This is a genomic window from Actinosynnema sp. NPDC002837, from assembly GCF_040295345.1.
In the GTDB taxonomy this organism is placed as follows: domain Bacteria; phylum Actinomycetota; class Actinomycetes; order Mycobacteriales; family Pseudonocardiaceae; genus Actinosynnema.
This window is the reverse complement of record NZ_JBEOVG010000032.1, coordinates 72,776-84,850: the sequence shown is the minus strand read 5'-3', so window position 1 is coordinate 84,850 and position 12,075 is coordinate 72,776. Positions and strand designations below refer to the sequence as shown.

Annotated in this window: 9 protein-coding genes; 3 read left to right on the top strand and 6 right to left on the bottom strand. The window is 72.1% G+C overall.

The genetic code is table 11. From position 1 onward, the window contains the following. Positions 1–42: 42 nt before the first annotated feature. Genes ABTZ99_RS22435 through ABTZ99_RS22420 form a run of 4 tightly spaced genes read right to left on the bottom strand, consistent with a single transcriptional unit; the run spans position 43 to position 4,767 of the window. On the bottom strand, positions 43–1,035 hold the full coding sequence (locus ABTZ99_RS22435; protein ID WP_499613551.1) for a TIGR03842 family LLM class F420-dependent oxidoreductase: 993 nt from the start codon (positions 1,033–1,035) through the stop codon (positions 43–45). Positions 1,036–1,043: 8 nt separating this feature from the next. Continuing rightward, positions 1,044–2,429 carry a dihydropyrimidinase gene (hydA, locus tag ABTZ99_RS22430; RefSeq protein ID WP_499613548.1) on the bottom strand — a complete coding sequence of 462 codons (1,386 nt, stop codon included), beginning with the start codon at positions 2,427–2,429 and terminating at the stop codon, positions 1,044–1,046. Further along, positions 2,426–3,268: a nitrilase-related carbon-nitrogen hydrolase gene (locus ABTZ99_RS22425; RefSeq protein ID WP_498778785.1), complete on the bottom strand. Its 843-nt coding sequence runs from the start codon at positions 3,266–3,268 to the stop codon at positions 2,426–2,428. The genes hydA and ABTZ99_RS22425 overlap by 4 nt, the downstream gene beginning before the upstream one ends. Continuing rightward, positions 3,265–4,767, bottom strand: coding sequence for an NCS1 family nucleobase:cation symporter-1 (locus ABTZ99_RS22420; protein ID WP_499613546.1), 1,503 nt, complete (start codon positions 4,765–4,767; stop codon positions 3,265–3,267). Before ABTZ99_RS22420 ends, ABTZ99_RS22425 begins: the two co-directional genes overlap by 4 nt. Before the next feature lie 232 nt (positions 4,768–4,999). Between ABTZ99_RS22420 and ABTZ99_RS22415 the strand changes: the two genes are divergently transcribed. Further along, positions 5,000–5,974 (top strand): LysR family transcriptional regulator, encoded by a 975-nt coding sequence (locus ABTZ99_RS22415; protein WP_498778781.1) that lies wholly within the window; start codon positions 5,000–5,002, stop codon positions 5,972–5,974. A gap of 168 nt (positions 5,975–6,142) precedes the next feature. After that, positions 6,143–7,576 (top strand): S1 family peptidase, encoded by a 1,434-nt coding sequence (locus ABTZ99_RS22410; protein WP_499613544.1) that lies wholly within the window; start codon positions 6,143–6,145, stop codon positions 7,574–7,576. A gap of 134 nt (positions 7,577–7,710) precedes the next feature. Here the strand turns inward: ABTZ99_RS22410 and ABTZ99_RS22405 are convergent, their stop codons facing one another. Next, the gene (locus tag ABTZ99_RS22405; protein ID WP_499613541.1) at positions 7,711–9,762 is read right to left on the bottom strand and encodes an ATP-binding protein; all 2,052 of its coding nucleotides are present in this window, start codon (positions 9,760–9,762) and stop codon (positions 7,711–7,713) included. A gap of 135 nt (positions 9,763–9,897) precedes the next feature. Between ABTZ99_RS22405 and ABTZ99_RS22400 the strand changes: the two genes are divergently transcribed. Beyond that, complete coding sequence (locus ABTZ99_RS22400) at positions 9,898–10,341, top strand: hypothetical protein (RefSeq protein WP_498778776.1); 444 nt, start codon at positions 9,898–9,900, stop codon at positions 10,339–10,341. 6 nt (positions 10,342–10,347) lie between these two features. On the opposite strand, the gene ABTZ99_RS22395 is transcribed toward ABTZ99_RS22400, so the two are convergent. Next, positions 10,348–11,988 (bottom strand): PucR family transcriptional regulator, encoded by a 1,641-nt coding sequence (locus ABTZ99_RS22395; protein ID WP_498778773.1) that lies wholly within the window; start codon positions 11,986–11,988, stop codon positions 10,348–10,350. Positions 11,989–12,075: the final 87 nt, after the last annotated feature.

Here is a 12,075-nt window from a genome sequence, read left to right as displayed (position 1 = left end):
TCGCCCCCGGGGCGCGCGGGAGGCCGCGCGCCCCGGACGCGGTCACACCCGGCCGATCACCCCGTCCCCGTAGGACGCGAGCGTCTTGTCCTTGTCGTCGTGCATCAGGTACAGCGCGAAGTTGTCCACGCCGACCTCCTTCAGCTCCTGCAACCGGTCCACGTGCGCCGACGCCGGCCCGAGCAGGCAGAACCGGTCCACGATCGAGTCCGGCACGAAGTCCGCCGACCGGTTGCCCGCCTTGCCGTGGTGGGCGTAGTCGTAGCCCTCGCGGTCCTTGATGTAGTCGGTCAACGCCGCGGGCACCGCGCCCGAGTCGCCGTACCGCGCGACCAGGTCGGCCACGTGGTTGCCGACCATCCCGCCGAACCAGCGCAGCTGGTCGCGCTGGTGCGGCAGGTCCGTCCCGACGTACGCGGGCGCGGCCACGCACATCGTGATCGCCGACGGGTCGCGGCCCGCCGCCACGGCCGCTTCGCGCACCGTCCCGATCGTCCACCGCGCGATGTCCACGTCCGCGGTCTGGAGGATGAACCCGTCGGCCTGCTCGCCGACCATCCGCAACGCGCGCGGCCCGTAGGCGGCCATCCACATCTCCAGCCTGCCGTCGCGCACCCACGGGATGCGCACCGGCGTGCCGTGGTGCTCGGCCTCCCGGCCCTCGGCCAGGTCCTTGATCACGGTCATGGCCCGGCCGAGCGTGGCCAGCGACGCGGGCCGCTGCCCGATCACCCGGCGCGCCGAGTCGCCGCGCCCGATGCCGCACACCGTGCGGTTGCCGAACATGTCGTTCAACGTCGCGAACAGCGACGCCGTCACCGACCAGTCCCGCGTGCTCGGGTTGGTCACCATCGGGCCGACGACCAGCTCCTTCGTCGCCGCCAGCACCTGCGAGTAGATGACGAACGGCTCCTGCCACAGCACGACCGAGTCGAACGTCCAGCCGTAGCGGAAGCCGTTGTCCTCGGCGGCCTTGAGCCCGGCCACCACGTCCCGCGCGGGCGGGTCGGTCTGGAGCACCACCCCGAAGTCCACGTGCCCCCCTACACCAGGTACTGGTTCAGCTCGCGGGACAGGAACTTCCCGTGCCCGGCCGCGCCGTGGAAACCGCCGGCGTCCACGACCACCCGGCCGCGGGAGAGCACCGTGTCGACCTTGCCGGTGATCTCCATGCCCTCGTACGCCGAGTAGTCGACGTTCATGTGGTGCGTGGCCGCCGAAATGACCTGCTGCGCCGACGGGTCGTACACCACGACGTCGGCGTCCGCTCCGGGCGCGATGACGCCCTTGCGGGGGTGCAGGCCGAACATCCGCGCCGGCGTGGCGGAGCAGATCTCCACCCACCGCTCGAGGCTGATCTCGCCCTTGACCACGCCCTGGTGCAGCAGGTCCATCCGGTGCTCGACGCCCGGCATCCCGTTGGGGATCTTGGAGAAGTCGCCGCGCCCGAGCTCCTTCTGGTCCTTGAAGCAGAACGGGCAGTGGTCGGTCGACACCACCGACAGGTCGTTGGTGCGCAGGCCGCGCCACAGCTCCGACTGGTGCTCCTTGGGCCGCAGCGGGGGAGAGGCGACGTACTTCGAGCCCTCGAAGTCCGGTTTGGCCAGGTCCTCCAGCGACAGGTACAGGTACTGCGGGCACGTCTCGGCGAACACGTTCTGCCCGGTGTCGCGCGCCTTCGTCACCGCGTCCAGCGCCTGCGCGGCGGACAGGTGCACGATGTAGAGCGGCGAGCCGGTGACCTTGGCCAGCGTGATGGCGCGCGAGGTGGCCTCGCCCTCCAGCTCGGCGGGCCTGGTCAGGCCGTGCTCGACCGGGTCCGTGCGGCCCTGCGCGAGCGCTTGCGCGACCAGCTGGTCGATCGCGATGCCGTTCTCCGCGTGCATCATGATCGTCGCGCCGGTCTCGCGGGCCTTCTGCATGGCGCGCAGGATCTCGCCGTCGGTGGCGTAGAAGACGCCGGGGTAGGCCATGAACATCTTGAACGTGTTCACGCCCGCGTCGATGCAGGACTCCATCTCCTTCAACGACGTGTCGGTGACGTCGGAGACGATCATGTGGAACCCGTAGTCGACCGCGCACCGGCCGTCCGCCTTGGCGTGCCACTTGTCCAGGGTGGACAGCAGCGAGGAGCCCTTGGGCTGCACGGCGAAGTCGATGATCGTGGTGGTGCCGCCCCACGCCGCCGCGATCGTGCCGGTCTCGAACGTGTCGGCGGAGAACGTGCCGCCGAACGGCATCTCCATGTGGGTGTGCCCGTCGATGCCGCCGGGGATCACGTACTTGCCCGTGGCGTCGACGGTCTCGTCCGCCCGCGCGGGGAAGCCGGGCGCGAGCAGCGCGGCGATCTTCTCGCCGTCCACCAGCACGTCGGCCTCGAACGCGCCGGTGGCGTTCACCACCGTGCCGCCCTTGATGAGGATGCTCACGGCCGCACCAGCCCTTCGTAGGTGTCGGGGCGGCGGTCGCGGTAGAACGCCCACAGGTTCCGGACCTCGGCCAGCAGGTCCATGTCCAGGTCGCGCACCACGACCTCCTCCTCGGTGTCGGAGGCCGCCTCGCCCACGAGCTGCCCCCGTGGGTCGGCGAAGTACGACTGGCCGTAGAAGTCGTTGTCGCCCAGCGGTTCCACGCCGACGCGGTTGATCGTGCCGACGTAGTACTCGTTGGCCACGGCCGCCGCGGGCTGCTCCAGCCGCCACAGGTACTCGGACAGGCCGCGGCTGGTCGCCGACGGGTTGAACACGATCCGGGCGCCGTTCAGCCCGAGCTCCCGCCAGCCCTCCGGGAAGTGCCGCTCGTAGCAGATGTAGACGCCGACCTTGCCCACCGCGGTGTCGAACACCGGGTAGCCGAGGTTGCCCGGCTTGAAGTAGAACTTCTCCCAGAACCCCTTGACCTGCGGGATGTGGTTCTTGCGGTGCTTGCCGAGGTACGTGCCGTCCGCGTCGATCACCGCGGCGGTGTTGTAGTAGATCCCCGGCTGCTCCTCCTCGTACATCGGCACGACGAGCACGACGCCGAGCTGCCCCGCCAGCTCGCACATCAGGTCGGTGGTCGGGCCGTCGGGGATGCCCTCGGTGTAGGAGTAGTAGTCCGCGTCCTGCACCTGGCAGAAGTACGGCCCGTAGAACAATTCCTGCAGGCACACCACCTGCGCGCCCTGCGACGCGGCGGAGCGCACCGCCTCGACCGCGTTCGCGATCATCGACTCCTTGTCGCCGGTCCACTTCTGCTGCACCAGACCAGCACGGATGATGTTGCTCACGCGTTCTCCCTCCGTGGCGCCAGCACCAGGTAGGCGAGCATGCCGCCGACCAGGCCGACGACCCAGTTGTAGTCGTAGAGCGGTTTGAGGAACGGGATCAGGCCGTCGACCGGGAACGGCCCGCCGTGCGCGCCGCCGACCGCCAGCACCGAGCCGATCGCCGTGGCCACCACCGCGCGCCAGTTCCAGCCCGCCTTGAACCAGTACGCGCCCCGCCCGGCCAGGTACAGGTCCGGCAGCTCCAGCCGCGTCTTCGCCAGCACCCAGTAGCCGGCCACGAACACGCCCGCCACCGACGCCAGCAGGCCGCCGTAGAAGCCGAGCCAGGTGAAGATGTAGATGCTCGGGTCGGAGATCAGCCGCCACGGCTGGATCGCGATGCCGATCACGCCGGTGATCAGGCCGCCGACCGCGAAGGTGATCTTCTTCGGGAACGCGTTGGAGAAGTCGTAGGACGGGCTCACCACGTTTGCCGCGAGGTTCGCCGAGACCGTCGCCAGCACCAGTGCCACCAACGCCACCAGCACCACCGCGGTGCTGTCGAACCGGCTCGCCAGCTCCGCCGGGTCCCAGATCGCCTCGTCGTACAGCGCCATCGCGCCCGAGGTGGTCAGGATGGCCACGATCGCGATGAACGACATCGTGGTCGGCAGGCCGAGGACCTGGCCGAGCACCTGCTTGCGCTGGCTGCCGCCGAACCGGGTGAAGTCCGGCATGTTCAGCGACAGCGTCGACCAGAACGCGATCATGGCCATCAGCGACGGGAAGAACACCTTCCAGAAGTCGACGCCCCAGCCGAGCTTGGACGGCTCCGACAGGATCGGGCCGAACCCGCCCGCCTTCACCGCCACGTAGCCGAGCAGGATCAGGAAACCCACGCTGACCAGCGGCGCGGTCCAGTTCTCGAACCGGCGGATCGCCTCCATGCCGCGCCAGATGATCAGCATCTGCAGCACCCAGAACGCCAGGAAGCACAGCCACAGCGTCCACACCTGGCCCAGCACGACCGGCGCGTGCACCCACCCCTCGCCCGCCAACCGGCCCACGATGACGTGCAGCGCCTTGCCGCCGACCCAGGTCTGGATGCCGAACCACGCGCACGCGATGAACGCGCGCAGCAACGCCACCAGGTTCGCGCCGCGGATGCCGTAGAACGCGCGGGCGAACACCGGGAACGGGATGCCGTACTTCGTGCCCGCGTGGCTGTTGAGCAGCATCGGGACCAGCACGATCAGGTTGCCCAGGGTGATGGTCAGGAACGCCTGCACCCAGTCCATCCCCAGCGCCACCAGCGACGCGGCCAGCGTGTAGCTGGGGATGTTGTGCGCCATGCCCATCCACAGCGCGAAGAAGTTGTAGGTGGACCAGGTGCGCCGCTCCAGCGGCACCGGCGCCAGGTCGGAGTTGTAGTGCGGGCTGTCCGCGATCGCGGAATGATCACGCAGCTCGACGCGGCCGTCGGGATCGGCTGTGACCTGGGTTGCGGAGTCAAGGGCCATCGGTCACTTCCCTGTTACGCTCGTGAAACACCCTTCGTGCGGGCGGTTCGGCGCGATTTCCATCCCGGCATCCTCCGGTCGGCCCGCGCGCGTGGGCAGTGGCAAAGTGTCCACGCTTGCCATGATCAGGGCACACTCTGTCCATTGCCACTCAAGCCGCTGGTCCGGGCCGGTGCGCGTGGTCCCGGCCGGCCCTCGACTGGCGGGTGAGCGGTGTCCTAACGTCCGTTGGATGAAGCTCGAACTGCGGCACCTGCGGGTCGTCTGCGCGATCGCGGACGCGGGCAGCCTGTCGAAGGCGTCCTCCCTCTTAGGCCTGGCGCAACCCGCCCTCACGGCCCAACTGCACCGGATCGAAGGTCTGCTCGGCGGCAAGCTGTTCGAGCGCGACCACAAGGGCGCCCGGCCGACCGTGCTCGGCGAACTCGTGCTGGAGCGGGCGCGCGTGCTGCTGCCCGCGTTCTCCCGGTTGCAGGAGGACGCGACGCGCCTGCTGGACGACACCGCGCCCGGCGACCGGTACCGGGTCGGCGCGGTGAACGGCCCGATGCTCGGCGGGCTGGTGCACCGGCTCACCGAGGCGCACCCCGGCGCGCACGTCTCCACGCAGGTGTCGTGGTCCGGGCGGGAGCTCTCCGCCATGGTCGCCGCGGGCCGGCTGGACTACGTGCTGGTCGGCGTGTGCGGGGACGCGCCGCCGCCGTCGGAGCACGGGCTGACGTGGCACGTGATCGCGGTCGACCCGGTGTTCGTGCTGATGCCCGAGGACCACCCGTTCACCGTGCTGGGCGAGGTGGAGCTGGGTGCGCTGAAGGACACGCAGTGGGCCGTGACGCCGGGTGACGGCTGCTTCGGCGACTGCTTCGTGGCCGCGTGCAGCCGGGCCGGCTTCACCCCGCGCACCATGTACGAGGTCGACATCAACAGCTGCATCGACCTGGCCTCCTCCGGCGACGCGGTCGCGCTGTGCCAGCCCACGTTCCGCCGCACGCCGGGCCTGGTCGCGATGCCGCTGGCGGGCGCGCCGCTGCGGTGGCGGCACCTGATCGGCTGGGACCCGGAAGGGCCGGCCGCCGCGTTCGGCCCGCAGGTGCTCCGCTACGCCGCCGAGGCCTACCGGGAGACCGCCGAGCGCAACCCGCGCTACGCGGGCTGGTTGCCGGCGCACCCGGAGTACGGCGCGGTGCCGCCTCAGGCGTTGGTCTGACCTCGCCCGGCCCGGGTTCGGGGCGCTCGCCCTGGACATCGGACCGGGACTTCGTGCTCGGGCAAGGCGGCCATCACCGCGTCTTATGACCTAAGTGGTATTACCGCGAACGGATCGGCGGACCTACTTTCACGGGGAATCCCTGCCCTCCTTCGAGGAGAATTCCCCATGTCAGCACTGTTGAGACCGATCGCGCTCGCCGCGGCGCTCGTCGCGGCGGGGATCCTGACCCCCGCCGCCGCGCAGGCGGCGCCCGCGGGCCAAGAGGCCGAGGTCCTGGCCGCCATCCAGCGCGACCTCGGCCTGGACGCCGACCAGGCGCGTGCCCGGCTGGCCGCCGACGAGCGCTCCGCCGACACCGCGCGCGGCCTGCGCAAGCGGCTGGACGGCCGGTTCGGCGGCGCGTGGGTCGACTCGTCCGGCACGCTCACCGTCGGCGTGACCCGCGCGTCCGACGTGGACCAGGGCGGCGTGCGGACGAAGCTCGTCCAGCGCAGCGAGGCCGACCTGGACGCGGTGAAGTCCGCACTGGACGCGAACGTGGCGCGCGCGCCGAAGTCCGTGCCCGGCTGGTACGTCGACCTGCCCACCAACACCGTCGTGGTCAAGTCGCACCCCGGCGGCCTCGCCGCGGCACGCGCGTTCGTCGCGTCGTCCGGTGTCGCGGCGTCGGCCGTCCGGTACGCCGCCACCACCGAGGCCCCGCGCCCGCTGATCGACGTGATCGGCGGCAACGCCTACAACATCGGCAGCGGCACCCGCTGCTCGGTCGGCTTCTCCGTGAACGGCGGGTTCGTCACCGCCGGGCACTGCGGCTCCACGGGCGCGTCGACGTCCAACCCGAGCGGCACGTTCCGCGGGTCGAGCTTCCCCGGCAACGACTACGCCTGGGTGCAGGTCGCCGCGGGCAACACCCCGCGCGGCCTGGTCAACAACTACTCCGGCGGCACGGTGTCGGTCGCGGGCTCCCAGGACGCGCCGGTCGGCTCGACCGTGTGCCGCTCCGGGTCGACCACGGGCTGGCACTGCGGCACCATCCAGGCCCGCAACTCGTCGGTGACCTACCCGCAGGGCACGGTGACCGGCCTGATCCAGACCACGGTGTGCGCGGAGCCGGGTGACTCGGGCGGCTCGCTGCTGGCCGGCACCCAGGCGCAGGGCGTCACGTCCGGCGGCTCGGGCAACTGCCGCACCGGCGGCACCACCTACTTCCAGCCGGTCAACGAGATCCTCCAGGTCTACGGCCTCACCCTGGTGACCAGTGGCGGCGGCGACCCCGACCCGCCGACGGGCTGCCAGAACTCGGAGACCACCTACAACGGCTCCCTCGGCGCGGGCGGTCAGGCGTACCAGCCGAACAACAGCTACTACCAGTCCACGGTGTCGGGGGCGCACGTCGGCTGCCTGGCTGGCCCGGGCGGCGCCGACTTCGACCTCTACCTGGAGAAGTGGAACGGCAGTTCCTGGGCGGTCGTGGCCAAGGGCGACAGCCCCGCCGCGAGCGAGACGGTCAACTACAACGGCACACCCGGCTACTACCGCTACCGCGTGCACGCGTACAGCGGCTCGGGCAGCTACACGCTCGGGGTCACGAACCCCTAGCCCGGGGGGAAGAAGCCGCCGCGGGACCGTGTCGCCCTTACGTCTCCCCGACACGGTCCCGCGCGGCCACGATCCGCCAACGGGGGCGGGCGGCCCCGCGGTTCCGGTACCCCGACCCCGGACCCGCGGGGCTCTCACCACCGCCCGCGCACCGCATCGGCCTCGGGGTGGCCGATCCCGGTGAACAGCTCCCACGACTCCCGCCAGGCGCGACGGGCGTCGTCGTGCCGCCCGAGCGCGGCGTGCGAGTCGCCGAGACGGCACAGCGTGTACGCCCGCGACCAGCGGTCACCGAAGTCGCGGTGGCACTCGAGAGCCTCCTCGAACCGCGCCACGGCACCCTCGAAGTCGCCGATGCGGTGGTGGATGCGCCCCAGCCCTTCGGTGGCGTCCGCGTAGCTGATCCGGTCGCCGGAGCCGGCCATCATGTCGATCACCTGGTGGAAGCGGTCGCGCGCTTCGTCGAGGTCGCCCACGCCGACGAGCGCGCGGCCGAGCTGGATGCGGGCGTTGACCCGGCGCGCGCGGTGACCGGTGGCATCGGCGATGGCGACCGCCCGCTGGGCGTGGGAGTGCGCGTCCTCGACCGCGCCGCGGCGCTCGTGCGCCAGGCTGATCGCCTCGTGGGCATGTGCTCGACTGGTGTCCCCGGCGGGGATCGCCAACGCCCGGTTCAGGACCTCGACCGCCTCCAGGTACCGCCCGCTGAGCGTGTACACCCGGCCGAGCACGCACAGCACCAGCGCCTCGATCCCGCGGTCGCCCAAGGCCCGGGCCGCCGCCAACGCGTCGAGCTGGGTGGCCTCCCAGTCGCGCCACCTGCCGCTGCGCCCGAAGTACGACGACAAGGCCCACGGCAGCCGCCACGTGTGACCGGTGAAGCCCTCGCGGACGGCGAGGTCCACCGCCGCCAGGAGGTTTCCGTGCTCGGCGGTGAACCAGTCCCACGCCGAGCCGAGGTCCGGCACCTCGGGCAGGACGACGCCGGGCCGGGCGGGTTCGAGGGGGATGGGGTCGCGGTGGGGGTAGAGCTGCCGTTCACCGGCGAAACCGGCGTGCAGGTAGCAGTCGAGCATCCGGGTCACCGCCGCGTGCGTCTCCTCCGTCGTCTCCTCTTCCGCCGCCCGCTCCGCGGCGTACTCGCGCAGCAGGTCGTGGTGGCGGTACCGGCCGGCTGAGCGCACCTCCAGCAGGGCCGCACCGGTCAGCTCGCCCAGCAGGCGTCGCGTCCGCGGCGCGGGCAGGCCCACCAGGCTCGCCGCCGCGGGCACCCCGACGTCCGCGCCGGGGTGCAGGCCCAAGAGGCGGAACAACCTCGCCGCGTCCTCGGACAACGTGCGGTAGGACCAGTCGAAGACCGCCCGGATGTCCAAACCGTCCCCGGTGGACAACTCGGCGATCTCGGTCACCAACTCGCCGACGCCCAGGTGCGGCTCGGTCGTCGCCCGGCTGCCCGCGATGGCCAACGCGATCGGCAGCCGCGCGCAGCGCTCGACCAGCTCGTCGACCGCCCGGCGTTCCGCCCGCGCCCGGTCCGCGCCCAGGTAGGTCGAGAGCAGCTCACGGGCCTCCACCCCGGACAGGAAGTCGAGCACCAGCGGCTTGGCCTGCTCACGTGCCACCAGACCGGCGAGGCGATTGCGACTGGTCACCAGCACGACGCAGGTGGGGCTGCCCGGCAGGAGCGGCCGGACCTGGTCGGGGTCGCGCGCGTTGTCGAGCAGGATCAGCATGCGCCTGCCCTCGACGTGGCTCCGGTAGAGCGCGACCTGCGCCGCCAGGTCCACCGGGATGCGCTCTTCGGGCACCTGGAACGCGTCGAGGAAGCCGCGCACCGCGGTGGCCGGGTCGATCGGGCCGCGCGGGTCGAAGCCCCGCAGGTCCACGTACAGCTGACCATCGGGGAACCGGTCGCGTTCCCGGTGCGCCCAGTGCACCGCCAACGTCGTCTTCCCGATGCCGGCGGTGCCGCCGATCGACGTGATCAGCAGGGTGGACTGGCGATCGACCTGCGCGGACAGGAAGTCGAGGGCGTCCGCACGTCCGACGAAGTGCGGCACGGCCGGCGGCAGTTGGTTGATAGGGGCGGGTGGTGCGGGGTGGACGTGCACGCCGCCGTGGATGGCGCCGGCTTGCAGGACCGGACCGTGCACCGGTCCGACCACCCCGTTGTGTAACTCGTCCACGCAGCCAGTGTGCCTCGATCGGGTGGGGTGTGGACACGGAGCGTCAGTCACCTGATCGAGCGGTCAAGGGTGGGGGTGGTTCCGGTCGATGCGGAGTAGGTCAACTTGCAGGTCCCCAACCAGGTTAGGAAAACCGTGTCCGGATACCGCACGCGCGGACTCCTGCGTGCCGCCGCCCTGCTCGCCGTTGGTACGTCCCCGCTCCTCGCCTCCGCCGCCTCCGCGGCGGAGGGGCCCACCGAGATCGTCGACGGCACGATCGGCAAGATCGGCAACGCCCCCGAGATCGGCCTCGACGCGACCAGGCCCGTCACCGACCTGCTCAGCGGTCAGGCCGTGAAGCTGCCCGTGCCGCTGCCCGGCGGCACGTCGGACGTCACGGCGCCCAAGGTGGCCGCACCGGCCGCGCTGAAGGCACCCGAGGCGCCCGGGCTGCCGTTCGTGGGCGACGTCCTCGCGCCGCAGGCCCGCGCCCTGCCCGAACTGCCGGAACTGCCCTTGAAGCCGGCGATCTCCGGCCCGGCCGAGACGCCCGACCTGGCCGGCGAGCTCGGCAAGCTGCCGGTCCCGCTGGGCTGAGTCGCTTCAGGTGGGCGGGCGGGGTAGCTGAGGATCCCGCTCGCCCATCTCCTGCACCAACAGCGCCACGTACAGCGAGAGCACGGACTCCGGGTCCTCCAGGGACACCCCGAGCACCTGCTCGATCCGGCTCAGCTGCTGGTAGTACGCCGTGCGCGACAGGTGCGCGGCCGCCGCCGCGGCGGACTTGTTGCCGCCGTGCTCGCAGAAGCACCGCAGCAGCTCCACCAACCGGGTGCCCTGGTTGGCGTCGCGCGACAGCAGCGTCCCCAGCTCACGGTCCGCGAACGCGACCACCCGCTCGTCCTCCCGCAGCAGGTGCAGCAACCCGCGCAGCCGCACGTCGTCCAGCCGGTGGTAGAGCCTGGTCCCCGGCGACCGCAGCGCCGCACCCGCCACGTGCGCCGCCTCGCCCAACGACCGCCGCACGTCCGGCACCGCGGTCACGGTCGTGCCGACGGCCACCACCACCGGCAACGCGTGCTGCGTCGCCGCCGCCCGCCGGTGCACCTCCCGCGCCAACCGCCGCAGCACGCCGTCCAACCCCGCCTGCGGCGGCAACGACAGCAACGCCCGCACGCTCGTGTCGTCCACGACGCCGACCAGCGCGGGCACGGTCACCCGCCGCGCCGCCAACGCCGTCGCCTCGGCCAGGTCCCGCAGCACCTCCTGCGACGCCAACGCCTGCGCGGGCGCGCTCGCCGTCCCCGGCCGGATCGCCACGCCGACGAGCTGCCGCCGTTCCAGCGGCACGCCGAGCGCCGCCGCCCGCGTCGGCAGGTCGTGCGGCGGCTGCCCGAGCAGCTGCGTGAGCAGCGTCCGGTGCGTCTGCCGTTCCAACGACTCCCGGTCCCGCGCCACCAGCCGGTGCACGGCCAACGCCGACGCGGCCCGTTCGGCCACCACGACGTGCCGGTGCGGCGGCTGCTCGGGCGTCAGCAGCACCAGCCGGCCCCAGTCCGCGCCACGCGCGCCGACCACGGTCACCAACCACCCGGCCTGCTCGTGGTACGCGGTCCGCTCGGACACGGCCACCGCGCGTGAGCGCTGGCCCCAGTCGGCCAGCAGCGCGGTCGGGTCCTGACCGGCCGCGTCGTAGGCCAGCACCTCGTGCCCCAACGTCTCCAGCACCACCGGCAGCCCGGCCGTCCGGGCCACCTCCCGCAGCACCTCGGCGGGCTCGGCGCCTGCCACGGTCAACGCGGTGAACGCCTCGTGCACCTGCTCGGCCGCCCGCAGCTCGGTCAGCTGCGCGTCCACGATCAGCGACACCACGGCCTCGGTCACCGACACGAACCGGGTCTCCCGCGCCAACGTGACCAGCGGCAGCTCGTGCTGCTCGGCGGCGGCGACCAGCGCGCCCGGCACCGCGTCGCTCCACCGCCGCACCAGCTCGACGACCAGCCCGGACGCGCCGACCGACGCGAGGTCGGCGACGTAGCGGCGCAGCCCGTCCGGGTCGTCGGGCAACGCGATGCCGGTGGTCAGCACCAGTTCGCCGCCGCGCAGCAGGTGCGCGATGTCGGCCACCTCGGCGACGTGCACCCACCGCACCCGGCGGCCCATCCCGGCCGCGCCCGCGACCACGGCGGGCTCGCCGCGCCGGACCACGGGCAGGGCCAGCGCTTCGGCAACCGTGGGGTACATGGACACAACGTAATCCGCCGGGCCGGAAAGCGGTACAGGTTGTCCATGGCGGCCCTCCGCGCCGCCGACCACACTCCACGGGAGGGA

What these genes read in the sequence shown, in the direction of transcription:
- ABTZ99_RS22395 (WP_498778773.1), bottom strand. Translation starts at nt 11,988, where the DNA reads ATGTACCCCACGGTTGCCGAAGCGCTGGCCCTGCCCGTGGTCCGGCGC.
- ABTZ99_RS22420 (WP_499613546.1), bottom strand. Translation starts at nt 4,767, where the DNA reads ATGGCCCTTGACTCCGCAACCCAGGTCACAGCCGATCCCGACGGCCGC.
- ABTZ99_RS22410 (WP_499613544.1), top strand. Translation starts at nt 6,143, where the DNA reads ATGTCAGCACTGTTGAGACCGATCGCGCTCGCCGCGGCGCTCGTCGCG.
- ABTZ99_RS22415 (WP_498778781.1), top strand. Translation starts at nt 5,000, where the DNA reads ATGAAGCTCGAACTGCGGCACCTGCGGGTCGTCTGCGCGATCGCGGAC.